The organism is Falsihalocynthiibacter sp. CO-5D18 (assembly GCF_041205445.1).
Taxonomy (GTDB): domain Bacteria; phylum Pseudomonadota; class Alphaproteobacteria; order Rhodobacterales; family Rhodobacteraceae; genus Falsihalocynthiibacter; species Falsihalocynthiibacter arcticus.
Map to the genome: position 1 here is coordinate 260,690 of NZ_JBGFCF010000003.1, position 22,907 is coordinate 283,596.

Sequence of the window (22,907 nt, forward strand, 5' to 3'; positions counted from 1 at the left end):
AGCAAGTGATAGCACAAACACACACCACTGCGCGATTTGTTGCCTGAATGTTTTCCTAAGAGGCGGCGCGTTCGGACTGTGCTGTTTCATAAGCAAGCATGGCCCGCTTGACCGGGAGGCCCCAATGATACCCACCCAACCCGCCGGATTTGCGCAATGCGCGGTGGCATGGAATGAGCCAACTAACCGGATTTCGCCCCACGGCTGTGCCCACCGCTCGAACTGCGCGTGGACTGCCGATGCGCCCAGCAATCTCGGAATAGGTGGTCACTTGGCCGCTCGGAACATTCAGCAGGGCTTCCCAGACTTTGATTTGAAACGGCGCGCCAATCAGATGCAAACTGGCTTGGCCCGATTGCTCCAAAGCTGCGGTGACCCATGTTTGGATTCTGGCAGGCTCTTCGATGAAATTCGCAAAGGGCCAGCGGCGATGTAAGTCGTCATAGGTGGCTTGGGTGCCCATTTCGTCGGAAAACCCCATACCGCAAAGGCCTTTGTCGGTTCCCATCGCCAAACATGGGCCAAAGGGGCTTTCAAACCAACCCGTAAAAATAGTGAGGTCCGCGCCTTTCTTGGCAAATTCGCCGGGGCTCATGGCCTCCCAGCGCAAGAAGAGATCGTGCAGTCGGCCGCTCCCTGAAAGGCCCGTTTCGTGGGCAACAGCGAGGGTCGTGAAATTGTTTTTTAGTAGAGTTTTGGCGTGATCAAGGGTGAGGTATTGTTGATACCGCTTGGGCGACACGCCGACCCAACCCGAGAAGAGGCGCTGGAGATGCGCGGGGCTCATTTGTACTTCGCGTGCCAAATCTTCGAGCGCTAGGGGGACGCCGCCCGCCGCGTCAACGGCTTCGATCGCCCGTTTGACAACACCGTAATGGTACTTTTTTTCGAATGTATTGTCCGACATGGGAAACTCCTTTGCATCTATCATAATCTACCGCTGATGTGGGTCGATCCATTTCTTGCGCAATTCGCCGATTTTGAATACTTGCCGCATTGGTCACAAAAGGGCATATGGTTCGCATGGCAAAACAGATGAGCTATCATACGATCCACCAGATTTTTTCGCGCTTTCAAGAAGCCGAGCCTGAACCCAAAGGCGAGTTGGACCATACCAATGTCTATACATTGGTGGTGGCCGTTGCCCTTTCGGCGCAGGCCACGGACGTTGGCGTTAATAAGGCCACCAAGGCGCTGTTTGAAATTGCCGACACCCCGCAAAAAATGCTCGACCTCGGACTTGAGGGGCTGACCGACCATATCAAGACCATCGGTTTGTTTCGCCAAAAAGCCAAAAACGTGATGAAAATGAGCCAGATTTTGGTGGAAGAATATGGTGGAGAAGTGCCGTCTTCGCGCGCGGCTCTTGAGAGCCTACCTGGTGTGGGGCGCAAAACGGCGAATGTTGTTTTGAACATGTGGTGGGATATTCCCGCACAGGCCGTGGACACCCATATTTTCCGGTTCGGGAACCGCTCTGGCGTCGCTCCGGGCAAGGATGTAGTGGTCGTTGAACGCGCAATTGAGGATAACATCCCCGCTGAATTTCAACGCCACGCGCATCACTGGATGATTTTGCACGGGCGGTATACATGCAAGGCACGCAAGCCGATGTGTGGCACCTGTCTCATCCGTGATCTCTGTGAATTTGAGGATAAAGAATATGACTAAGAAGTACCAAACCGTCGGGATCGGGAATGCGATTGTTGATGTGATTACGCAAGCGGATGACAATTTCCTCGAAATGATGGGGATCGAAAAAGGTATCATGCAACTTGTCGAACGCGAGCGCGCTGAAGTACTTTATGGATCGATGAAAGATCGCGTTCAAACGCCGGGTGGATCGGTGGCAAACGCCTTGGCAGGGCTCGGGGGGCTTGGGCTTTCAACGGCGTTTATCGGGCGCGTTCACGATGATGCGCTCGGCCGGTTTTATGCCGATAAAATGGCTGCGGGCGGCACAGTGTTTGTCAATCCGCCAGTTGCGGGCGGTGATTTGCCGACATCGCGCTCAATGGTTTTTGTCTCTCCTGACGGGGAGCGCTCGATGAATACCTACCTCGGCGTTTCTGCGGATTTGGGACCTGAGGATGTCTCGATAGAGGTGACGAGTCAGGCGGAGATTTTGTTCCTTGAAGGGTATCTTTTTGACAAACCTAAGGGCAAGGAAGCCTTTGAACTGGCCGCGAAATCCTGCCAGTCGACAGGCGGAAAAGCGGGAATTGCGCTGTCGGATCCCTTCTGTGTGGATCGTCATCGCGATGATTTTCGACGCCTGTCACGCGACCTTGATTTCGTCCTTGGGAATGAACAAGAATGGTGCGGCTTGTATGAAACCGACGACCTAGATGTGGCGCTCGGACATGCGGCGGTTGATTGCGGGCTTGTAGCCTGTACGCGCTCCGGATCAGAAGTTGTTATCCTACACGATGGTGAACGCGTGACTATTCCGGTAAAACGGATTGTTCCGGTTGATGCGACAGGTGCTGGTGATCAATTCGCGGCTGGGTTCCTTTATGGGGTTGCAACGGGGCAAAGCCTTGAAGTTTCAGGTAAAATGGGCTGTGTTGCTGCTGCTGAAGTTATTCGCCATGTGGGGCCACGTCCGAACGAAGACGTAAAAGCCCTTTTCCGAGCGGCAAACCTCTTAGGATAATCAATCCTTTCCCTCCTCGGATTTCCACCTAAACTGCTGGAAATCCGAGGAGGGAAAAATGCACGTATTGATAATTGGCGCGGCCGGTATGGTCGGGCAAAAACTCACCAATCGATTGGCGCATTTGGCGGGCCTTTCTGGCCGCGAGATAACGCAGTTAACCCTCGCGGATGTGGTGGCGCCCGCGGCACCCGAAGGTTTTGGCGGCGCGGTCACTCTGCGGGCGGCCGATATTACGGCGCCCGAAACCGCGCTTTCCCTTGTCGCGGAGCGTCCCGACGTGATTTTTCATCTTGCGGCCATCGTTTCGGGCGAAGCGGAAGAGAAGTTCGACAAGGGATACGCCATCAATCTCGCAGCGTTTCAAACCCTCCTTGAGGCTATCCGCGCGCAAAGCACACCGAACGCCCCCTACGTCCCCCGCCTGGTGTTCACCTCCTCCATCGCCGTATTTGGCGCGCCTTTTCCAGATATCATCGATGACGAATTTCACTCGACCCCGCTTACAAGTTACGGCACGCAAAAGGCCATTTGCGAACTTCTGGTTAATGACTATTCCCGCAAGGGTTTTGTCGATGGCGTGGGTATCCGCCTCCCTACGGTCTGTATTCGCCCCGGAAAACCCAACCTCGCAGCCTCAGGTTTCTTTTCCAATATTATGCGTGAGCCGTTGATCGGGTTAGAGGCTGTTTTGCCCGTTTCCAAAGACGTGGTGCATTGGCATGCAAGTCCGCGCTCGGCCGTTGGCTTCTTAATTCATGCCGCACAAATGGACACGCGCCTGCTTGGGGCGCGTCGTTCGATGTCCATGCCGGGATTGGCAGCAAGTGTTGGCGACCAAATTGCAGCGCTTGACCGCGTGGCAGGAGCGTCATCGGTCAAGTTAATAAAATCTGTGCCCGACGAAAAAATCATTCAAATTGTGCAAGGATGGCCTCGGACCTTTGCGCCCCAAAGGGCTATTTCCCTCGGGTTTCAATCTGAGAAAACTTTTGACGAAATCATACAGGTTCATATCGAAGACGAATTGGGAGGCACCCTGCCTTAACCATTGCGCAAAATTCGGTCTGCAACACTTGGTGCAAGGCGGTGGAGGATCCGGAGCATTTTGGTGCGTTCGACCCAAATGCGTTTCTTAAGGTTTTCGACCCCGATTAAAACCTCCTCGGCAGCATCAATAGGTCGCATTTTTTTGAGTGGGTCACCGCGAGAGAGAGCCGTGTCGACAAGGGCCATGACGGCTTCGCTGACAAGAATACGGGTTTTCGCATCTTCGCATTGATATCGAAGGGTTTTGGTAAAACTACCCAAGCCCGCTTTCGTTGCACAATAGACTGGTGCAGGGGCTTTGGGAGAAATTGCCAAACCCGATGTCGCATTGACGATACAGGCGTTTGGCTGCGCGCTTAAGAGCGGCAGAAGGGCGTTGCATAACCCGATGGGTGCGGTGAGATTGATGGCGATTTCACGTTGAAATGTGGCAAGGGAAGTGCGCTCTGTGGCAAATAAATCGGTGTGTTCCATGATTGCGGCGTTATTGATGAGGCCTGCGCAATCTGGGTGTTCAGCCGTGACCCAATTTGCTACGGCTCGCACCATTTCTGGGTCTTGGAGGTCAGCGGCAAGGACGAAAACTCTATCGAGATGCTCTTGGGCCAAACGTTCGAGTTCGGGCTCATCGCGCGCAACAGCAAGTACAGTCGCGCCCCGCGCAATCAGCAGGTCCGTCAATGCGCGCCCGATACCACGCGTCGCGCCTGTTACAAGGATCGTTTTGTTTTGAAAAGAAAATTTGTGAGACATTAGGCACCAAGTTTAACTGTGAAAAGGACGTTTCCGTGATAATGTAAGGAAAAGCTCACATTGGAAACTCGCGTTCTATGGCTAAAACATCACTGCAGCTGACCCCCAAGAAAATACCGATTCAAACGCGCTCTAAAGCGACTGTTGAAGTGATTTTGCAAGCGACGGCTCATATTCTGGAAAGCGGTGGCCTGGCGGTTCTTACCACGAATTTGATTGCCGAGAGGGCGGGGGTGAGTGTGGGGTCGGTCTATCAGTATTTCCCCTCCAAGGAGGCGATATTGATCGAATTGGTGCGACGAATGCGCCAAGATCTGTGTGAAGACCTTGAGGAAGCAAGAGACTCGATTAGAGGGCTTGGCTTGCGGGAAGCGGTCGAAAAGATGGTGCGGGCCAGCGCTGCGCACCATATCCGCGCTCCAAGACGCGTGGAGGTTTTGGAATATGCGGAATGCGAGTTACCGATGACTACAGAAATCGAGGCTTTAAAACGTCGTTCCCTTGCTGCGGTTCTTTTTGTTCTCAATCGTTACGACATCATAGATGCGCCGACTGCTGCCTTTGATTTAAGCGCAATGTGCAAAGGGGTTATTGGCGCGCAGGCCCAGATCGGGTGCAAAGATTGTGAACCGGTGATCCGGCGCCTCACCGACGCCGTTTGTGGTTACCTTTTGGGAGCGCCGGACGAGAGCAATTCGTAAAAACGTTTCGCTCCTATGTTGGATCCACAAGCAATAATTCCGATATTTTTACCGGCAAGTTCGCTCTTGAGCGGCCCGGTGATCGCAGCCGTCGTCGCGGCACATGCTGGTTCCGCGACGATCTTGAGGCCGTCGAAAAGCACAGTCATCGCCCGTGTCATCTCGTCGTCTTCGACCTCGACCATTTGATCCACATATCGTTGCGCAAGACCAAAGGAATAGGGCATGGCGAGGGGGGAGCCCAAACTGTCCGCGATGGTGTTAACCTTGTCCAATCGCTGGGGACTGCCTATTTTGAGCGACCGAGACATGCTGTTTGCCCCAACGGGTTCGACGCCGTAGATGCGAATGTTTGGATGAATAAGTTTCGCCGCCAGAGCAAGCCCACTTATCAAACCGCCGCCTCCGACGGGAATAATCAGCGCGTCCAAATCGGGCGTGTCCGTTAATATCTCAAGGCCAATGGTTGCCGCACCCAGAGTCATATAGGGACTTTCGAATGGGTGGAGGGGCGTTGCGCCCGCGGCTGAAAGAATGTCCATCCGTGCGAAGGCTGCGGTGATGTCTTCGGCCAACTCAACTTCGGCCCCAAGCGCAATACAGCCTTCAATTCGCGCCGAATCCGTTGTCTTGGGCATGATGACCTTAGCCGAAATATCGGATTTTTTCGCCCCCCAAGCAACGGCCAACGCGTGATTGCCACCACTAACCGCAACAACGCCTGCCGCGCGCGCGGTTGGGTCCATTGCAGCAATCGCCAACAGAACACCGCGCGCTTTGAACGTGCCTGTTTCTTGAAACAGCTCCATTTTCATAGTCACTTGAGCATCGGCAGGAAGACCTACAATACGGTCAGAACTCAACCTTACCGAAGGCGTGCGAATAATTTTTCCGCGCAAGGACTCGGCGGCGATTTTTATATCGCGAAGGTCTGGATAGCTCATTTCTCACCAAGTTTCGCGTGGACTTCATCAAGATCGACAGGCTGTAGCGGCATCTTGTTGGCCGGATTCTCAAAATCATATTGAAAAAGGCGGAAATCACGTTTGTAAATTTCATAAACGAGATGCATGGATAGATCGTCGAAATAGTCTTCAACGGGGTGCAGGCGCTTTGGCCCATGGCCTTCACTTTCATTGAAACGCGGAATTTGGGCGAGATCCACCGCATGAGGCGTTTCAATCGCGTTTAAAACCTCTTGCATTCCTTCGTTAAAACGTTCGGTGAATATGATTTTATTATACTTCCCGCCGTTGTTAATAAACGTCGAAACATGCCCCGACATCGCGGACCAATGGATGTCTGGATCCATCGGGCGGCGCCAACGAATGCTGTCGCGGGCAAACAAAAGGAATCGGCGAAAGCTCTTTACTTGATCAAATTCGAATCCTGTTTCCGGATCGCCAACTTCGATCCCGTATTTCTGAACCAACAAAGGTACCAGATTGCCACGATACCGTTTTCCATTGCGTTGAATGCCGCAGATTTTATCGAAAAAGGAGCTTAGAATACGGGTGTAGGGGTTGCGGACACAGGTGAAAGCGTAACTTTCGTGGCCTGTCACGTTGCGCTCTATAATGGGCTGGCTGGCTTCAATGGCCCATTTATGCAGCCCCGCTTTTGAGTCGTGAATGTCGCCGTCAAAAAACGTGCCGTGATCGGAGTAATACATGATCTGCCCGATGGTCGAGCAGGCGCATTTCGGAACAACGCGGTATACCACGCTTTCACTCTCGGTCATCCAAGTGCCGGGAAAGCCCATATTTTTATCGTCTCCAATAGTGTGCCCGAACAGAAATACGCGGTGCTGACTTGTTTTTGCACAAAAAAGCAAAGAAACGCTGTTTATTCAACGCCTGTTAGCGTTATTTGTGTAAACAATCTGGGATAATAAGGGTTTTGTTTCGTAAATGGCAAAAATCGCCTACATTCTTCTGTGCCACAAGGATCCAGAAGCCATTATTTTGCAAGCCAAGCGTCTGACCGCTACTGGTGACTATATGGCGATTCATTTTGACGCAAGCGCCAGTCCAGCGCATTTCGCCGAAATTGGCGCAGCCCTGAAGGGCAATTCAAATGTTGTTTTTTCAAAAAAGCGGATCAATTGTGGATGGGGGGCGTGGAGCCTGGTGCAAGCCACGCTTTATGCTGTTGAGGCCGCTGAAAAGGCTTTCCCGCGGGCGACGCATTTTTACATGCTGTCTGGCGACTGTATGCCGATTAAATCGGCGGTTTATGCACACAAGTTTTTAGACAATACCGATATCGATTATATTGAAAGTTTCGACTATTTCGAAAGTGATTGGATTAAAACGGGGATGAAGGAAGAGCGGCTTATTTATCGCCACTATTTCAACGAACGCACCCAAAAATGGCTTTTTTATCAAAGTTTCAATCTCCAGCGCAAACTGGGATTCTCGCGCGAAATTCCGTCCGATATTCAGGTGCAGATCGGCAGCCAATGGTGGTGTCTACGTCGCCGGACGATAGAAGCAATTCTTCGGTTTACCAAAGAGCGTAAAGACGTCATGCGTTTTTTCCGCACCACGTGGATTCCGGATGAAACGTTTTTCCAAACGGTCGTGCGCCATCTGGTGCCAGTAGTTGAAATTGAAGCGCGGACACTGACGTTTTTAATGTTTTCGGAATATGGAATGCCGGTGACGTTTTACAACGACCACTATGATATGCTTGTGAGCCAAGACTTTCTTTTCGCACGCAAAGTGAGCCCCGAGGCCGAAGAACTCAAACTTCGCTTGGGGAAGCTTTATGCAAGTGAGAACGCGGATTTCCCAATTTCAAGCGAGGGTCGAAGCCTGTTTAAGTTCCTGACAGGGCGAGGGCGCGAAGGGCGCCGGTTTGCGCCGAGGTTCTGGGAGGCAGAAGCAACCATGGGGCGCAATCGTGAACTTTTGATTGTTGCCTGTAAGAAATGGCATGTCGCCAAGCGCCTGGTCGACGGCATTCGCCGCTCCTCTGATTTTCCCGTCATCGAATATCTTTTTAACGAAGAAAATACGCCGTTGCCCGATTTGGGCGGTATTCAGTCCACGATTGGCAAACGCACGCGGCATCGGCGCGCGTTGGTGCGGATGTTGTTTGACTACTATGAAACCGACAAAATGGTTATATGTCTGGACTCTAGCAATCTGGACCTCATACAGGATTTTTACGCAGATCGCAGTAAAACGAAACTGCTGGAGATCAATTGTGACTTTTCTGGCGATTATCTGGTTGGGCATGCCATTCGGGTTGGCCTTGCGGGGGAAAGCCCGTCAGAGGAAACCATCAACTCCTTGATGCCAACAATTCAACAAGATTTGGTGTATGAATCGGATGCGATCCGCGACGCGAATTTCCCCATGCACTTTCGCATCCTGCAAAAGAATTCGCCTGCGAAAAATGCGATTCCTCTCGCAGAGTTCCTTGATGCCACACCTGAAGACGCGCTAAGACTCGCCGAAATTGACCACTTATTCTCTGATTAAACGCTGTCGCAAAAGGATGCCCCTATGGCCTATCTCTATGATTCCGAAAACATTTTCGCCAAGATCCTCCGAGGGGAAATTCCGAATGCTACTGTTTTGGAAACTGACCACACGTTGGCATTTCGCGATATTACGCCCCAAGCCCCCGACCATGTTTTGGTAATACCTAAGGGGCCGTATGTGAATTTTGATCACTTCGCAATGAATGCGAGTGATGCTGAGATTTTGGATTTTAACCGCACAATCGGCACTCTTTGCGAAATGCTCAAGGTGCAGCCAGGCGAGGGTGGCAATGGGTATCGCTTGATCGCCAATTCAGGCGAAGCCGCAATCCAAGAGGTGCCGCATATGCACATGCATATCCTCGCCGGCCGTCCCCTTGGTCGCATGCTAAATCCTGCTTAAAGTTACAGTTATTTTGCCGTTAAGGCCAAAAATGCGTCCTCAAGATCAGGCTCTTCGGTGCGGACATCACGAATGGTGATGTTTGCGTCGCGGAGCGAGTCGAGGATTTCACTCGCCGAAGTAGTGGTGCTTTTGTAACTGATCGCGAGCGAGCCATCGGCGCGGCGTGTTAGTGTCGTGTCTTTGGGAGGCGTGTATTCTGCGGCTGAACGATCTGGTACAATGACCAGTGTTTTGGTATCCAAACGGCCCACCATAGTTTTTGTATCTTCGCGGACGATTAACTCGCCATGGTTAATAATGCCGATCTCGTCGCACATTTCCTCGGCTTCTTCGAGGTAGTGGGTCGTCAAGATGATCGTCATGCCCTGCTGGTTCAACTTGCGCACGTTGTCCCATAGCATCTGGCGGATTTCGATATCTACGCCAGCGGTCGGCTCGTCCAAAACCAAAATGTCGGGATGATGTACGAGGGCTTTGCCCAGCAAAAGACGCCGCTTCATACCGCCCGAAAGCGACCGCGCATAGGCGTCTGCCTTGTCAGTAAGGCCAATCATTTCAAGGATTTCGTCGCTTTTGCGTTTGGATTTCGGAACACCATATAATCCAGCCTGTACCTCAAGGGCTTCGCGCGGCGAAAAAAACGGGTCCATGTTGAGTTCTTGCGGCATCACCCCAATAGAGGCGCGCGATTGACGGGGGTTGATGTTCTGATCAAACCCCCAAATCTTGACGTTCCCCGCGGATTTCACCACAAGCCCCGCCAGAATATTAATGAGCGTTGATTTTCCCGCACCATTTGGCCCCAACAGTCCAAAAATACTGCCTTTAGGGATCGCGAGATCAATCCCTTTCAAGGCGACTTTGGGCGCTTGATTGCGCTGCGCAGCATAGGTCTTTTTCAGGCCAGTAATTTCTAAAGCGTTCTCAACCATTTCCATCATCCCGCATCGGTTTTCGATCTTGCCCCGAGGGTGTGGATCGCTATCATGCAGCAGACTTAAGCCCGAAGACCGTCTTCGACAAGCTAAACGGAGCCATCATGACCATAGAAGCCCCTGAAATCGTTATTGTAGAGCAAAGCCGTGTGGCCTGTGATGGAGGCGAAGGCGCGCTGGGACACCCCCGCGTATGGCTTTTTATCCCCGAAGAAACAGGGTTTGTTGAGTGTGGCTATTGCGACAAAAAGATCATCCTCAAGGGCGGCTCGGCCGACACCTAAATTCTTTGCAGGTAGATTAAAATTCCTTCAGGAAGCCCCAAATTGCGCAGCATTTGGGTGGTGAAGACCTGAGTGATATGCGAAGGTTGTCGCACATAAAAATCGAAAAGGGCGCGCTATGGAAACCTCATTTGGCAAAGGCTGTCATCTACATTTGATCGATGGCTCGGCGTTCATTTTCCGCGCGTATCATGCGTTGCCGCCACTTACGCGCAAGTCTGACGGATTGCCCATCGGGGCCGTCGCCGGATTTTGCAACATGTTGTATAAGCAAGTTGAGGACAATAAAGGATCAGACGCGCCGACGCATGTTGCTGTCATTTTTGATCACTCGGGCAAGACTTTTCGTAATGATCTCTATGATTTATACAAAGCCAACCGCCCTCCGGCGCCCGAAGATCTCCGCCCGCAGTTTCCTCTAACCCGCGATGCAACCCGCGCGTTTAACATTGCCTGTATCGAGGTTGAGGGCTTTGAAGCGGACGATATAATCGCGACCCTTGCCCGCCAAGCGGATGAGGCAGGGGGGCGCTGCACGATTATTTCGAGCGACAAAGACATGATGCAACTCGTCGGTGGCGGGGTCGAAATGCTCGACGTCATGAAAGGCAAGCGCATCGATCGTGAAGGTGTTTTCGACAAATTCGGCGTTGGTCCCGAGCGCGTTGTCGATGTTCAGGCTTTGGCGGGAGATAGCGTTGATAACGTGCCCGGCGCGCCCGGAATTGGCCTCAAAACGGCGGCGCTTTTGATCAACGAATATGGCGATCTGGAAAGTCTTTTGGCGCGGGCTGGTGAAATCAAACAACCCAAGCGCCGCGAAAGTCTTCTCAACAACGAAGCACTCATCCGCGTTTCGCGCTCCCTTGTGAAGCTCGACACGCATATGGATTTGGACTTCACGCTCGAAAGCCTTGAGATTCGCGAGCCTGAAGCCGAAAGACTATTGGCTTTCCTCAATGAGATGGAATTCCGCACCCTCACGAAGCGGGTAGCCGATAAAATGGGTGTCGCGGCCCCAATCATTGTGGAAATCAGCGGGGCTAGTGCGCCCATGGCCTTGCCGACCGTGGCGATTGATCCCGAAAAATACGAATGTGTGCGCGACGGCACGGAACTGCAAAAATGGATTGATGCTGCGTATCGGCGGGGCTGGGTTGCGGTGGATACCGAGACCACGGGTCTGAATGATATGATCGTTGATTTGGTCGGCATATCGCTGTGCATTGAGGCAGGCGAGGCCTGTTATATTCCGCTCGCGCATCGCGCAGATGCTGGCGAAGACCTTTTTGCAACCAACACGTTGGCCGATGGACAAATGGCGCTTCAGGCGGCGCTTGATATGCTCAAACCGATGCTCGAAGACCCGTCGATTCTAAAAATCGGCCAGAATATGAAATACGACGCCAAGATTTTCAAACGCTATGGCGTTTCGGTCGCGCCGATCGATGACACGATGTTGATGTCCTATGCAATGAACGCGGGCTTGCATAATCACGGCATGGATACGTTGAGCGAACGCTATCTTGATCACACGCCGATTCCGATTAAATCTTTGCTTGGAAGCGGAAAATCCGCGATCACCTTTGATCAAGTGCCCGTAGACGAAGCCGTAAAATACGCCGCCGAAGATGCTGATATTACTCTGCGTTTGTGGCAAATATTCAAGCCACAGTTGCACCAGAAACAGGTGACAACGGTTTACGAAACGCTTGAACGTCCGCTCGTTCCTGTGCTGGCAGAAATGGAAATGTACGGGATCAAAGTAGATCGGGATACCCTGTCGCGGATGTCCAACGCCTTTGCCCAGAAAATGGCGGGCCTAGAGGCCGAAATTCACGAGATTGCAGGCCAAAGTTTCAACATCGGCTCCCCCAAACAGCTTGGGGAAATCCTGTTCGACAAGATGGCCCTTGAGGGTGGAAAAAAGGGCAAAACCGGCGCCTATGCGACGGGCGCAGATATCCTTGAGGACCTCGCTGCCGAAGGGCATGATCTACCCGCCCGCGTTTTGGATTGGCGGCAGTTAAGCAAACTTAAATCCACCTATACGGACGCCCTTCAGACCCATATCAATCCAGATACGGGGCGTGTGCACACGTCCTATTCCATCGCCGGTGCCATCACAGGGCGCTTGGCATCGACCGATCCAAACTTGCAAAATATTCCTGTTCGAAGCGAGGAAGGGCGGCGCATTCGCGAGGCCTTTATTGCCGAAGAAGGCAAAACCCTCGTCAGCCTCGATTACAGTCAAATAGAGCTGCGAATTCTGGCGCATGTGGCAAATATCGAGAGCCTCAAACAGGCGTTCCGTGACGGGCATGACATTCACGCTATGACCGCGAGCGAGATGTTTGACGTGCCGCTCGACGAAATGACACCCGAAATTCGCCGCCAAGCGAAGGGCATTAACTTTGGGGTGATCTACGGCATTTCAGGCTTTGGACTTGCGCGAAATCTGCGAATTCCGCGCAAAGAAGCGCAGGGCTTTATTGACCGCTATTTTGAGCGCTTTCCCGGAATTCGGACCTATATGGACGATACCGTGCAATTCGCGCGCGATCACGGTTATGTCGCGACCCTCTTTGGCCGCAAAATCAACACGCCTGAAATCAACGCCAAAGGGCCACAGGCGGGGTTTGCCAAACGCGCCGCGATCAATGCGCCCATTCAAGGGACGGCTGCGGATATTATTCGTCGGGCGATGATCCGGATGCCGGCGGCGATCAAGGACCTGCCCGCCAAAATGCTCCTTCAGGTGCATGATGAACTGATCTTCGAGGTCGAAGATAGTGCCGTTGACGAAACGATCGAAGTTGTCCGTAACATCATGGAAAACGCGGCAATGCCAGTTGTAAAACTGGATGTACCATTGACTGTGGATGCGGGGCGCGGCGCGAATTGGGCACGGGCGCACTAAAGGGTCGGGCGATGATTTTCGATGGCGTAAAAATCCACGAGTCGCTTGCCCACGCTATGTTCAAACGGGCCTGTCTCGGTGAGGGATTTCATACGATCAAGGCGGAACATACGGAAATCATTCCGTAATTCACACCATCCGACCAAGGTCCAAACCTTGCCCCAAAACCAAAGTCCAAGCGGGCGGACGTGGCGTTCGCTTTTGGTGCCGTCGCCCTTTTCGTAGTGAATGAGCAGCATTTGTTGGCGATCCACGGCGGATTCAATTTGGTCGATGACTTTGCGTTCTGCATCGGAAAACCAATGACGGTTGGGTGCGAAAATCTGAACCTTGGCTACATTTTTTCGGGCTTCCTCAGGGAGAACGGCTTCGATTTTTACAAGGGCTTCTTGGGCGGCAAGAGCCATATCTGACCCACCCCAAGCGCGTAACATGCGCGCGCCCGCAACCAGTGCGGTGATTTCCTTGCGGTTGAACATCAGCGGCGGCAGATCATAGCCTTCCCGCATCAAATACCCAACGCCAGCCTCGCCATCAATCGGAACCCCCGAGCCGATCAAATCCGCGATGTCGCGATAGATTGTCCGTTCGCTTACCTCCAGCCGATCCGCCAAAATGCGGGCCGTAAGGAGCCGACCGCCGCGCAGATATTGCACGATCTGAAAGAGGCGGTCGGCTCTTCGCAATTAGGTCGCCACTTCAAAGAGGCCGATGGAATTTCCATCTGGGTCCGCGATATATTGGAAGCGCCCTGAAGGGATGGTCACAGGCTCGCGCACCACGGTCGCGCCCGCGTCTTTGGCCCGTGTGATCGCGGCTTCAAGGTTGCCGTATATTGCCAAATGTACTGTTGGACCGGTGCCTGTTGGCGCGGGAGTGCCTGCATAAATATGGCCCGCAATGGCGGCTTGGTCTTGCATAGGAAAGAAGATGATTTCCCCGCCACCGAATTCTTCGATTTTCAGCGGAGTGTCGAGGACAGCACTGTAAAATTTGCGCCCCGCTTCAAGGTCGGTAACGGGAATTTCGGCCCAGACGACCGAGTGTTTAGGAGAACTAGACATGAATATGTTCCTTTGAGTAAGTGTTCGTAGGACCCTTTTTACATACCCCTCCTGACAGCATTATGTCAGGAGCCTTGCGCGATGTTCAAACTAATTTGCTTTGGGCGAGGATTGGGAAAAACACCCCTCCCGACCAAATGCCGAAAAACGGCGTGCCTTCAATATCTTGTGTGTCGCCAATATCGACGAGTCGGTAAAAACTTTTTCTATCGATCAGGGCTTCAAGATTGGCGCGCACCAAAACATAAGGCGCGGGTTCGCCGCTGTCAGGATCAATGGTGACGCGAATCGGATGATCGGGTCCTGCGGTCACGTCGTCGCCAACATGGGTTGTGAACGTGAGGGATTGCTCTGCGCCTGTTCCCTCGGCGTTGAAATCGATCGCAACAAAAGGCGCGTCGTCCACTTTGATGCCCACTTTTTCAACGGGCGTCACAAGGAAATAATCCTCACCGTCCTTGCGCAAGATGGAGGAGAAAAGTTTGACCAAACCCTTACGCCCGATGGGGGAACCGAGATAAAACCAAGTCCCATCGCGCGCGATCCGCATATCTAGGTCACCACAGAACGGCGGGTTCCACAAATGAACGGGCGCTGGCCCCCTTTTGGTGGCCTGTTTTGCCGCGCTGATGATGCTCGTTGGCAGCTCAGATTTTTCTGGGCTAGAATCCGCTGGATTTGACGGCATTTTCACGATCTTTTCATCTGAATTCGCTTTTGTCATTTGTACCTCGCAGGATTAACGACTTTAATGCAGCTTATATTTGAAAACGGAGGTAATCCATGCCCGAAACGGAAAATCTGGTCGCAGAGATCGAACTCTTGAGCGAAAAACTGGCCGCGGCCAAGGCCAGTCTAACCCAGAAGTTCATCGGGCAGGAAGGTGTTGTCGACCTCGCGTTGTCTGCCCTCCTGTGCGGCGGGCATGCGTTGCTCGTTGGTTTGCCAGGCCTGGGAAAAACCCGATTGGTGGACACGTTATCGACGGTTATGGGCCTTTCGGGGAACCGGATTCAGTTTACGCCGGATTTGATGCCTGCGGACATTTTAGGGTCTGAGATTTTGGATACGGACACGGACGGGAAGCGGGCGTTTAAGTTTGTTCCCGGTCCAATTTTTTGCCAGCTTTTGATGGCCGACGAGATCAACCGCGCCAGCCCACGCACGCAATCCGCGTTGCTTCAGGCCATGCAGGAACATGTTGTAACCATCGCGGGCGAGGAGCGCAGCCTTGGCGAGCCGTTCCATGTTTTGGCTACTCAGAACCCGATTGAGCAGGAAGGAACATATCCGCTTCCAGAGGCGCAGCTCGACCGGTTTTTGGTGCAAATCAACGTGAGTTATCCCGACCGTGCCACGGAACGAGCGATCGTTTTGGCGACAACCGGCACGCAGGATGCACAGGTGCATGAAGTCTTTACTGCTGCCGAATTGCTCGCCGCTCAACAGGTGCTTCGGCGCATGCCTGTCGGCGAACAGGTCGTGGATATGATCCTTGATTTGGTGCGTACCTGCCGTCCAGAGGACGAAACCTCCCCAGACTTTATCCGCGAAACCGTGGCGTGGGGGCCAGGTCCGCGTGCGGCGCAAGCGCTCATGATGACCGTGCGTGCAAAAGCCCTTTTGGCGGGGCGTCTTGCACCCAATATCGATGATGTGATGCAATTGGCGGAACCCGTATTGTCGCATCGCATGGCGTTAAGCTTTGCGGCGCGCGCACAGGGCGAAACGCTTCCCGACATCATTGCCAAAGCTTGCGCAGAAATTACGCGCGTTAAGGCTGCTGCATGATTTCTACGTCCGCCCCCTTACGCGAACGGGCCGAAGGACTTGCCTCAGCGCTTCCTGGATTGCTAGCGGCTGCCAATCAATTGGCGGCATCAGTGCAAACAGGCGAACACGGGCGGCGGCGTAGTGGGGTGGGTGACGAATTTTGGCAATACCGCCAAGCGGTTGCAGGGGATTCCCTGCGGGATATTGATTGGCGTCGCTCGGCACGTTCGGATGTACATTTCATCCGACAAAAGGAATGGCAGGCGATGCAAACGGTCACATTATGGGCCGATACGTCGCAAAGCATGCGGTTTTCGTCCTCACCACAACACGCGACCAAAGCCTTTCGCGCGCAGCTCCTTACGCTCGCAATTGCGGTTCTTTTGCACCGAGGCGGAGAGAAAACTGCCCTTCTTGGCGACCCAACCCCCGCTAGCGCAAGTCGCGGCGGCCTAACGCATTTGGCGCAGGAACTTGAGAAAATGGTGGACGACGCCGAATTCGGCGCTCCCATGCGAAGCACTCTGCCAAAGAACACGCAAGTCGTGCTGATTTCAGATTTTCTTGGCGACACGAAAGCCCTTCGGGAGCTGTTGAATTCGGCGCAAGGGCAAGGCGTGCGCGGTGCGATTGTGCAGGTTCTTGATCCGCAGGAAATCGCGTTCCCGTTTGAAGGGCGCAATGTTTTTGAAAGTCCGACGGGCGCGATTCGACATGAAACTCTGAAAGCGCGGGGGCTTAAGGCGCGCTACCATGATCGGCTCGCTGAGCGGCAGGCGGTGTTGCGAGATTTGGCGCGAAGCTCGGGGTGGCAATTCACCGTTCATCAAAGCGATAGCGCGCCGCTTCCCGCCCTTTTGTGGCTCTATTCTGCGCTAAGTGTGGGGCGTTGATGTTTACGCTTGGTCCTCTTGGCTTTGCACAGCCCGCCTTTTTGCTCGCGCTGGTTTTCTTGCCCATTTTATGGTGGCTTTTGCGCGCTGTACCGCCTGCTCCTGTGATCCGGAAGTTCCCAGCAGTAGGTCTGTTGCTCGGTTTGAAAGATGAGGAAAATCAAACGGATAGAACTCCTTGGTGGTTGCTCGTACTGCGCATTTTTGCTCTGGCGGCTGCGATCGTTGCCTTTGCAGGTCCATTGCTCAACCCTCAATCCTCCGAGCCGGGAGAAAACCGCAATCTGTTGATTGTCGCGGATGCAAGTTGGGCGTCGGCTCCCGGATGGTCATCGCAACAAGATCGTTTGCAGTTGGTCCTAAAAGACGCCGCAAGGAACGGAAATTTGGTGGCATTTTTGCCCCTAACGGATGTGCCCACCACTCCGCTTTTGCTTGAATCCGCCGAGAATGTTTTGACCCAATTGCCGTCCATGGCTCCGCGCCCATGGTTGCCGGATGATGACGCAGCTGTCGCTTTGGTTGATGAATTCGCGTCGCAACAATCGACGCCGTTGTCTGTTCTTTGGATGTCGGATGGATTGGAACGGGCAGGGCGCGAGGCGCTTCTTGCAAGCCTTGAAGATGTTGGACCCGTGCGCGTTTATGAGGGGGCGCATCAAACCTTGGCGCTTGGGCCTGTAAGCTTTGAAACGGGTGAAGTTTTGGTGCCTGTTTTGCGTAAAATCAGCGCTTCTGACTTGGAAGTTCAAGTGAATGCAATTGGCCCTGATCCGTCGGGAACGACGCGTGTTTTGGCTCAGTCGTTGGCGTATTTTGAGGCGGGACAAACCACGAGCGAAGCGCGTTTTGATATGCCGCCAGAAATACGCAATCGGATCACTGAGTTTAGCATCGCTGGCCATGTTTCGGCGGGAGCGGTTGTTTTAACTGATGAAGCGTTGAAGCGACGCGAGGTTGCGCTGTTTTCGTCTGGAAGCGAAGATGAAGCCCTCGCGCTCCTTGATCCGCTCCATTATTTGCGACAGGCTTTGGTGCCCACGGCCGATCTGGTCGACGGCCTGATCGCCGAAACCCTTTTAGCGCGACCCGATGTGGTGATTTTGGCCGATGTGGCCCAGCTTTCCGAAGGCGATAGCGCGGCCCTTGAAGACTGGGTGAAAGACGGCGGATTGCTCGTGCGTTTTGCGGGGCCGCGCCTTGCTGCGAGCGACGTTAGCCGCAGTTCCGAAGACCCGCTTATGCCTGTGCGTTTACGGGTTGGTGGGCGTAGTATCGGTGGTGCCATGAGTTGGGGCGAGCCGCGTGGTCTCAAGGAATTTCCCACGGCTTCCCCTTTCTTTGGCCTAAAAATACCAAGTGATGTTGTGGTCAATTCACAGGTGGTCGCAGAACCCGACCCTTCTCTTGCCTCGCGCGTTTTAGCCAGCCTTGAAGATGGCACACCGTTGGTAACACGCAAGGAATTGGGTGATGGGCAAGTTGTGTTGTTCCATGTGACCGCCAGCGCGCAATGGTCCAGCTTGCCAATTTCAGGTTTGTTTGTCCAAATGATGGAGCGACTGGCGATTTCGTCACAGGCTTCGCGCCCTACCGAGGAAGACTTGGCGGGTACAATTTGGTCCCCCGTCAAGGTGCTGGATGGTTTTGGGCAACTAATCCCGCCTCCAAGTACGCTTGCTGGAATTAAGGGCGAAATACTGGCATCCGCGCTGGTTTCTGCCGCCCTTCCACCGGGGCTATATGTTAGTGATAAGCGTCAAATCGCGCGCAATACTATCGCACAAGATCAAACCCTTCAGCCGCAAGTTTGGCCCTCCGCAGTTCCCGTTGATCGTGGCGGATCGGTGGAAGAGCGCTCCTTGAAAGGCGTGCTTTTGGGGCTGTCTTTGGTTGCATTGCTTCTTGACGTCATTGCATCGCTTTGGGTGTCTGGGCGCTTTCACGGCACGCGGACTTCAAGCACAATTGCGGTTTTTGCGACGCTCTTTTGTGTGCAGGGTATTGGGGCCGAAAGCTGGGCCCAGACAGCCTCTCAAACTGAAACACTAACCATTGATGAAAAGGCCTTTGCTGCGACAAGTGAAACGGTCATGGCTTATGTTATTACGGGCGACGAAGCTGTGGACGAGGTGTCACGTGCGGGCCTATGGGGACTTGGAAGGGTGCTTTTTCAACGCACATCTATCGAACCCGCTGATCCCATAGCTATTGATTTGGAAAAGGATGAATTGTCCTTCTATCCGATGATTTACTGGCCAATTACCACGACCCAAACCCTGCCATCACCTGCCGCCTATGCCCGTCTAAACAGGTATTTGCAAAAGGGTGGCCTCATCCTGTTTGATACCCGCGATGCCGACGAGCAAAGGTACAAAAGGGTCACCGAAAATACCCGAAAGCTGCGTATGTTTGCCCGCCAACTCGATATCCCGCCCCTTGAAGAGGTGCCATCTGACCATGTTTTGAATCGCAGCTTTTATCTGTTGGAGGAAGCCGCGGGACGATATGTCGGTCCGCCGGTTTGGGTCGAGGCCGCCCCTGCGGACGTGGAACTCGCCGAGGGGATGCCGTTTCGCAATTTAAACGACGGGGTGACGCCGGTTGTGATCGGTGCCAATGACTGGGCCGCGGCATGGGCGATTGCGCCTAATGGCAATCGTCTCTTTACCGTTGGGCGCGGGCGTGCGGGGGATGAGCAACGCGAAATGGCCTATCGTTTTGGGGTGAATTTGATGATGCACGTCCTGACCGGAAATTACAAAAGTGATCAGGTCCACGTGCCTGAATTGCTCGAACGACTGGGGCAGTAAATGACGCAAACCATTCTTTTTGACCCCCTGCTGCCCCTGCCGCTCATTTTGTTTGGGATTGTGACGTCGGTTTTCGTCGTCGGGTTTTCCTATTGGCGCGGTTTGTTTGGCTGGCCTCTACGGTCGTTTGCACTGACCGTTCTCTTCCTCACACTCCTCAATCCCGCGCTGCAAAGCGAAGATCGAGACGCAATGTCGGACATCGTTCTTATTTTGCAGGATAAGTCTTCCAGCCAGTCCCTCTCAGATCGGGAGGCCCAAAACGCTTCGGCGCTTGCCGCCTTGCGCCAAAAACTTGCGGCGTTGCCTAATACGGATATCCACGAAGTGTCTTTTGGCGATGGTGAGGCGGATTCTGGCACCACGCTTTTTGGCGCGCTGTCGGCGGCCCTTGCGGAAATCCCAGAGGCGCGTGTCGCGGGAATCGTTATCCTGAGTGACGGTCAAGCGCATGATATTCCAACGGAAGACGCGCTGAATGAGCTGACATGGCCGGCGCCGATTCATACACTTTTGAGCGGCCGAAAAGGCGATTGGGACCGACGCCTCGTTCTCTCCAAAGCTCCCGGATTTGGCATCATTGGCGAGCCTGTAATGCTTACCGTTTTGGTAGAGGATCAAGGGGCCGTTCCGCCGGATGTGGGGCCAAATGCTCCGCTCTTGATCTCCATTGATGGCGGCCCGACGCAAAGTTTTGAGGTTCCCATTGGGCAGGAACTTGAATTGCCGCTTACGCTTGCGCATGGTGGCCTGAATGTCGTGCAATTTGTCGTTCCTATGGCTGACACGGAACTCACGGATCGCAATAATACCGCTGTACTTCAAATCAATGGCGTGCGGGATCGCTTGCGTGTTTTGCTAGTCTCTGGCGAGCCGCATCCGGGGGAGCGTACATGGCGAAACCTTTTGAAATCAGACAGTTCTGTCGATTTGGTCCATTTTACCATCCTGCGCCCGCCTGAGAAACAGGATGGCGTACCCGTCTCGGAGCTATCATTGATTGCTTTCCCGACACGCGAATTGTTCCTTGAAAAAATTGATGATTTCGATCTAATTATTTTTGATCGCTACAAGCGGCGCGGTATTTTGCCTGCGAGTTATCTGGAGAATGTAGCCAATTATGTGCGTCGCGGCGGTGCAGTTCTGCTTGCGGCTGGGCCAGATTTCGCATCGGTCGAGAGCCTGTATTTCTCGGCCTTGTCCGAAATTTTGCCCGCCGAACCCACGGCGCGTGTTCTTGACGAAGAGTTCCGCCCGAAGGTAACAGAAACGGGGCAAAAGCACCCTGTGACTGAAGGTTTGCAAGCGGGACCTGAGCCTGAATGGGGCCGGTGGTTGCGGATGGTGGAGCTTGAAGCCAAATCCGGACATACGGTGATGTCTGGCAAAAGCGGCGCTCCCCTCCTGCAATTGGATCGGGTTGGCGAAGGGCGCGTCGCGCTTTTGGCGAGCGACCATGCTTGGCTTTGGCATCGTGGCTTTGACGGTGGTGGACCCCAGCTGGAACTCCTTCGCCGCTTGGCGCATTGGATGATGAAAGAGCCTGAGCTTGAGGAAGAGGCGCTATCGGCCTCCGCTGTGGGTTTGGAAATGAAGATCGTTCGGAGGACTTTGGGTGGCGATGACGCGCCTGCGCCAGATCTCGTGACGATCACGGCTCCAGATGGCAGTCTGGTCGAAGTCCCCCTTGTTCAATCCCGCCCTGGGCTTTTTGAAACAACCTATTTCGGGACAGAATTTGGACTCTATCGCTTGTCCCAAGGCGCGCTTTCGTTTGTGATCGGCATGGGGCCTGCCGCCCCGCGAGAGTTTGTGGAAACCGTGGCCACCTCGCGTGTGCTTGCACCCTTGATCACACCGACACAGGGAGGGATACTGAACATGGAAGACGGAACGCCAGACGTTCGCACTGTGCGTTCTGGCCGGAATGCGTCGGGAGCTGGATGGATCGGATTCGTCCCACGCGGCGCTTTTGTCACCACGGGAATTTCGGTGAGCCCATTGGTTCCCGCGTGGATTTTGCTGGTCTTGATCACTATGATGTCCATAGCCGCATGGCTGCGCGAGGGTCGCAGATAGCTATTTTAGATCAACGCGGTACGGCTCGGATGTCTCGCCATCTGTAAGGCAATTGGCCTGAATGAAGACATGGGTGACCCCATCAGGAATGGAGATTCCCGTAACGGATCGGGTAAACGGCTGCTCGTTTTCATGCGGATGTGCGAGGGAACGTTGGCCTAGGATAGAGCCGTCCGGAGCGATGATCTTCCAACCGTCCGCATAGTGGTCCCACCCCGAATCCGGATGCAGAATTGAAACGTCAAATCGCCATTTTGTGCCTGACTGGGACGCGACCACATGTTTGACAACGGCCGGATCGGCGAAGGCAGGGGCCGCGAAGAATACTAGTAAGGCTACAAGGCGTTTCATGGTGTTTTACCCTCAAGAAGGACGGCCCGAGAATGGGACGCAAATTCGCGCCGCCATAGGACAAGACTCGTCACAATTGTGGATATAATAAGGGGCCATGCACCCAACATCCATGCCAAACATGCTAAGGCGTAGTAAACTGTTCGTAATCCACGGTTATAGCTTCGCGCAGCGGTTATATTGATTTCACCGGATTGTTTCGCGCGAATGAGGGCCATTGGGTCTTCAATTTCGTTTGGCGCGGCGGCCATGACCACGGCCGCATATCCGAACAATCGATGGGACCAGACGAAATTGAGAAATGCGCTGGCGAGCATCACCAAAACAAGCAGGATTTTTATTTCCCATACAATGGCGGGCGCACTTTCGATGGAGAAATCGCTGGCGAGACCACGAAGATGCTCTTGATTTCCAATGAGCGCCAACCCGCCACCAATGCTAATCATACACGCCGACGCAAAAAATGTGGTGCCTGTGCGTAGGGTTGCAAGGATTGTCGCGTCAAAAATCCGTGGCTGTCGCGTTACATATTGGACCATCCATTCACGGCGGTAGTTCGCCATAAGCGAAGACGTGGACGGATTATTGGGGGTCGGGTTTTCAATCCTCCAACCAAGAAACGTCCAGCTGAGCAGAAGAAATGCCATGGCAACGGCATCAATCACGTCAAAATATGTAAATCTAGCAAGGAGTTCCATGGTGGTTACATTAGCGCGCGCGATTGGGGGTTGCTAGATCA

22 protein-coding genes are annotated in these 22,907 nt (G+C 53.6%); 12 read left to right on the forward strand and 10 right to left on the reverse strand.

The window, feature by feature from the left end; genetic code table 11:
• Nucleotides 1-55: 55 nt before the first annotated feature.
• A complete protein-coding gene (locus AB9F27_RS06060) occupies nucleotides 56-907 on the reverse strand; it encodes a bifunctional helix-turn-helix domain-containing protein/methylated-DNA--[protein]-cysteine S-methyltransferase (RefSeq protein WP_335583687.1) in 852 nt (283 codons plus the stop codon).
• 116 nt (nucleotides 908-1,023) lie between these two features.
• Between AB9F27_RS06060 and nth the strand changes: the two genes are divergently transcribed.
• From nth to denD, 3 genes are read left to right on the forward strand one after another with little or no spacing between them, the layout of a single operon-like run.
• Entirely contained in the window at nucleotides 1,024-1,671 is a 648-nt protein-coding gene (nth, locus tag AB9F27_RS06065) for an endonuclease III (protein WP_335583686.1), read from the forward strand.
• Nucleotides 1,664-2,656, forward strand: coding sequence for an adenosine kinase (locus AB9F27_RS06070; RefSeq protein ID WP_335583685.1), 993 nt, complete (start codon nucleotides 1,664-1,666; stop codon nucleotides 2,654-2,656). The genes nth and AB9F27_RS06070 overlap by 8 nt, the downstream gene beginning before the upstream one ends.
• 58 nt (nucleotides 2,657-2,714) lie before the next feature.
• Nucleotides 2,715-3,704 (forward strand): D-erythronate dehydrogenase, encoded by a 990-nt coding sequence (gene denD, locus AB9F27_RS06075; protein ID WP_335583684.1) that lies wholly within the window; start codon nucleotides 2,715-2,717, stop codon nucleotides 3,702-3,704.
• Here denD and AB9F27_RS06080 read toward each other — a convergent pair.
• A complete protein-coding gene (locus AB9F27_RS06080) occupies nucleotides 3,701-4,459 on the reverse strand; it encodes an SDR family NAD(P)-dependent oxidoreductase (RefSeq protein ID WP_335583683.1) in 759 nt (252 codons plus the stop codon). The two genes, denD and AB9F27_RS06080, sit on opposite strands and share 4 nt — an antisense overlap.
• Nucleotides 4,460-4,536: 77 nt before the next feature.
• Between AB9F27_RS06080 and AB9F27_RS06085 the strand changes: the two genes are divergently transcribed.
• Nucleotides 4,537-5,160 carry a TetR/AcrR family transcriptional regulator gene (locus tag AB9F27_RS06085; RefSeq protein ID WP_335583682.1) on the forward strand — a complete coding sequence of 208 codons (624 nt, stop codon included), beginning with the start codon at nucleotides 4,537-4,539 and terminating at the stop codon, nucleotides 5,158-5,160.
• Here AB9F27_RS06085 and AB9F27_RS06090 read toward each other — a convergent pair.
• Nucleotides 5,124-6,104 (reverse strand): threonine/serine dehydratase, encoded by a 981-nt coding sequence (locus AB9F27_RS06090; protein ID WP_335583681.1) that lies wholly within the window; start codon nucleotides 6,102-6,104, stop codon nucleotides 5,124-5,126. The genes AB9F27_RS06085 and AB9F27_RS06090 overlap by 37 nt on opposite strands.
• The gene (locus tag AB9F27_RS06095; RefSeq protein WP_335583680.1) at nucleotides 6,101-6,922 is read right to left on the reverse strand and encodes a sulfotransferase family protein; all 822 of its coding nucleotides are present in this window, start codon (nucleotides 6,920-6,922) and stop codon (nucleotides 6,101-6,103) included. Before AB9F27_RS06095 ends, AB9F27_RS06090 begins: the two co-directional genes overlap by 4 nt.
• Before the next feature lie 148 nt (nucleotides 6,923-7,070).
• Between AB9F27_RS06095 and AB9F27_RS06100 the strand changes: the two genes are divergently transcribed.
• Nucleotides 7,071-8,648 (forward strand): DUF5928 domain-containing protein, encoded by a 1,578-nt coding sequence (locus tag AB9F27_RS06100; RefSeq protein WP_335583679.1) that lies wholly within the window; start codon nucleotides 7,071-7,073, stop codon nucleotides 8,646-8,648.
• 24 nt (nucleotides 8,649-8,672) lie between these two features.
• Entirely contained in the window at nucleotides 8,673-9,053 is a 381-nt protein-coding gene (locus AB9F27_RS06105) for an HIT domain-containing protein (RefSeq protein ID WP_335583678.1), read from the forward strand.
• 8 nt (nucleotides 9,054-9,061) lie between these two features.
• Here AB9F27_RS06105 and AB9F27_RS06110 read toward each other — a convergent pair whose 3' ends face one another.
• A complete protein-coding gene (locus tag AB9F27_RS06110; RefSeq protein WP_369757605.1) occupies nucleotides 9,062-9,988 on the reverse strand; it encodes an ABC transporter ATP-binding protein in 927 nt (308 codons plus the stop codon).
• A 107-nt stretch (nucleotides 9,989-10,095) separates the two neighbouring features.
• Between AB9F27_RS06110 and AB9F27_RS06115 the strand changes: the two genes are divergently transcribed.
• A complete protein-coding gene (locus tag AB9F27_RS06115; protein WP_335586991.1) occupies nucleotides 10,096-10,275 on the forward strand; it encodes a zinc-finger domain-containing protein in 180 nt (59 codons plus the stop codon).
• 118 nt (nucleotides 10,276-10,393) lie between these two features.
• Nucleotides 10,394-13,195, forward strand: coding sequence for a DNA polymerase I (polA, locus tag AB9F27_RS06120; protein WP_335586990.1), 2,802 nt, complete (start codon nucleotides 10,394-10,396; stop codon nucleotides 13,193-13,195).
• Here the strand turns inward: polA and AB9F27_RS06125 are convergent.
• The 3 genes from AB9F27_RS06125 to AB9F27_RS06135 all read right to left on the reverse strand — a co-directional run bounded on the left by AB9F27_RS06125 (nucleotide 13,192) and on the right by AB9F27_RS06135 (nucleotide 14,947).
• Nucleotides 13,192-13,881 carry a YafY family protein gene (locus AB9F27_RS06125; protein ID WP_335586989.1) on the reverse strand — a complete coding sequence of 230 codons (690 nt, stop codon included), beginning with the start codon at nucleotides 13,879-13,881 and terminating at the stop codon, nucleotides 13,192-13,194. The genes polA and AB9F27_RS06125 overlap by 4 nt on opposite strands.
• A complete protein-coding gene (locus tag AB9F27_RS06130; RefSeq protein ID WP_335586988.1) occupies nucleotides 13,882-14,259 on the reverse strand; it encodes a VOC family protein in 378 nt (125 codons plus the stop codon).
• An 85-nt stretch (nucleotides 14,260-14,344) separates the two neighbouring features.
• On the reverse strand, nucleotides 14,345-14,947 hold the full coding sequence (locus tag AB9F27_RS06135) for a DUF1285 domain-containing protein (protein ID WP_335586992.1): 603 nt from the start codon (nucleotides 14,945-14,947) through the stop codon (nucleotides 14,345-14,347).
• A 95-nt stretch (nucleotides 14,948-15,042) separates the two neighbouring features.
• Between AB9F27_RS06135 and AB9F27_RS06140 the strand changes: the two genes are divergently transcribed.
• From AB9F27_RS06140 to AB9F27_RS06155, 4 genes are read left to right on the forward strand one after another with little or no spacing between them, the layout of a single operon-like run.
• Complete coding sequence (locus AB9F27_RS06140; protein ID WP_369757606.1) at nucleotides 15,043-16,050, forward strand: AAA family ATPase; 1,008 nt, start codon at nucleotides 15,043-15,045, stop codon at nucleotides 16,048-16,050.
• Nucleotides 16,047-16,925: a DUF58 domain-containing protein gene (locus AB9F27_RS06145; protein ID WP_335584184.1), complete on the forward strand. Its 879-nt coding sequence runs from the start codon at nucleotides 16,047-16,049 to the stop codon at nucleotides 16,923-16,925. The genes AB9F27_RS06140 and AB9F27_RS06145 overlap by 4 nt, the downstream gene beginning before the upstream one ends.
• On the forward strand, nucleotides 16,925-19,738 hold the full coding sequence (locus AB9F27_RS06150) for a DUF4159 domain-containing protein (RefSeq protein WP_335584183.1): 2,814 nt from the start codon (nucleotides 16,925-16,927) through the stop codon (nucleotides 19,736-19,738). Before AB9F27_RS06145 ends, AB9F27_RS06150 begins: the two co-directional genes overlap by 1 nt.
• Complete coding sequence (locus tag AB9F27_RS06155; protein ID WP_335584182.1) at nucleotides 19,739-21,817, forward strand: hypothetical protein; 2,079 nt, start codon at nucleotides 19,739-19,741, stop codon at nucleotides 21,815-21,817.
• Here the strand turns inward: AB9F27_RS06155 and AB9F27_RS06160 are convergent, their stop codons facing one another.
• Both AB9F27_RS06160 and AB9F27_RS06165 read right to left on the reverse strand, forming a co-directional pair.
• On the reverse strand, nucleotides 21,818-22,168 hold the full coding sequence (locus AB9F27_RS06160; protein ID WP_335584181.1) for a hypothetical protein: 351 nt from the start codon (nucleotides 22,166-22,168) through the stop codon (nucleotides 21,818-21,820).
• The gene (locus AB9F27_RS06165; protein ID WP_335584180.1) at nucleotides 22,165-22,866 is read right to left on the reverse strand and encodes a DUF599 domain-containing protein; all 702 of its coding nucleotides are present in this window, start codon (nucleotides 22,864-22,866) and stop codon (nucleotides 22,165-22,167) included. Before AB9F27_RS06165 ends, AB9F27_RS06160 begins: the two co-directional genes overlap by 4 nt.
• Nucleotides 22,867-22,907 lie beyond the last annotated feature (41 nt).

What these genes read in the sequence shown, in the direction of transcription:
- AB9F27_RS06100 (WP_335583679.1), top strand. Translation starts at nt 7,071, where the DNA reads ATGGCAAAAATCGCCTACATTCTTCTGTGCCACAAGGATCCAGAAGCC.
- denD (WP_335583684.1), top strand. Translation starts at nt 2,715, where the DNA reads ATGCACGTATTGATAATTGGCGCGGCCGGTATGGTCGGGCAAAAACTC.
- AB9F27_RS06155 (WP_335584182.1), top strand. Translation starts at nt 19,739, where the DNA reads ATGACGCAAACCATTCTTTTTGACCCCCTGCTGCCCCTGCCGCTCATT.
- AB9F27_RS06135 (WP_335586992.1), bottom strand. Translation starts at nt 14,947, where the DNA reads ATGCCGTCAAATCCAGCGGATTCTAGCCCAGAAAAATCTGAGCTGCCA.
- AB9F27_RS06070 (WP_335583685.1), top strand. Translation starts at nt 1,664, where the DNA reads ATGACTAAGAAGTACCAAACCGTCGGGATCGGGAATGCGATTGTTGAT.
- AB9F27_RS06165 (WP_335584180.1), bottom strand. Translation starts at nt 22,866, where the DNA reads ATGGAACTCCTTGCTAGATTTACATATTTTGACGTGATTGATGCCGTT.
- AB9F27_RS06110 (WP_369757605.1), bottom strand. Translation starts at nt 9,988, where the DNA reads ATGGTTGAGAACGCTTTAGAAATTACTGGCCTGAAAAAGACCTATGCT.
- AB9F27_RS06060 (WP_335583687.1), bottom strand. Translation starts at nt 907, where the DNA reads ATGTCGGACAATACATTCGAAAAAAAGTACCATTACGGTGTTGTCAAA.
- AB9F27_RS06105 (WP_335583678.1), top strand. Translation starts at nt 8,673, where the DNA reads ATGGCCTATCTCTATGATTCCGAAAACATTTTCGCCAAGATCCTCCGA.
- AB9F27_RS06160 (WP_335584181.1), bottom strand. Translation starts at nt 22,168, where the DNA reads ATGAAACGCCTTGTAGCCTTACTAGTATTCTTCGCGGCCCCTGCCTTC.
- AB9F27_RS06090 (WP_335583681.1), bottom strand. Translation starts at nt 6,104, where the DNA reads ATGAGCTATCCAGACCTTCGCGATATAAAAATCGCCGCCGAGTCCTTG.
- AB9F27_RS06145 (WP_335584184.1), top strand. Translation starts at nt 16,047, where the DNA reads ATGATTTCTACGTCCGCCCCCTTACGCGAACGGGCCGAAGGACTTGCC.
- AB9F27_RS06130 (WP_335586988.1), bottom strand. Translation starts at nt 14,259, where the DNA reads ATGTCTAGTTCTCCTAAACACTCGGTCGTCTGGGCCGAAATTCCCGTT.
- nth (WP_335583686.1), top strand. Translation starts at nt 1,024, where the DNA reads ATGGCAAAACAGATGAGCTATCATACGATCCACCAGATTTTTTCGCGC.
- AB9F27_RS06150 (WP_335584183.1), top strand. Translation starts at nt 16,925, where the DNA reads ATGTTTACGCTTGGTCCTCTTGGCTTTGCACAGCCCGCCTTTTTGCTC.
- AB9F27_RS06140 (WP_369757606.1), top strand. Translation starts at nt 15,043, where the DNA reads ATGCCCGAAACGGAAAATCTGGTCGCAGAGATCGAACTCTTGAGCGAA.
- AB9F27_RS06085 (WP_335583682.1), top strand. Translation starts at nt 4,537, where the DNA reads ATGGCTAAAACATCACTGCAGCTGACCCCCAAGAAAATACCGATTCAA.
- AB9F27_RS06080 (WP_335583683.1), bottom strand. Translation starts at nt 4,459, where the DNA reads ATGTCTCACAAATTTTCTTTTCAAAACAAAACGATCCTTGTAACAGGC.
- AB9F27_RS06095 (WP_335583680.1), bottom strand. Translation starts at nt 6,922, where the DNA reads ATGGGCTTTCCCGGCACTTGGATGACCGAGAGTGAAAGCGTGGTATAC.
- AB9F27_RS06115 (WP_335586991.1), top strand. Translation starts at nt 10,096, where the DNA reads ATGACCATAGAAGCCCCTGAAATCGTTATTGTAGAGCAAAGCCGTGTG.
- polA (WP_335586990.1), top strand. Translation starts at nt 10,394, where the DNA reads ATGGAAACCTCATTTGGCAAAGGCTGTCATCTACATTTGATCGATGGC.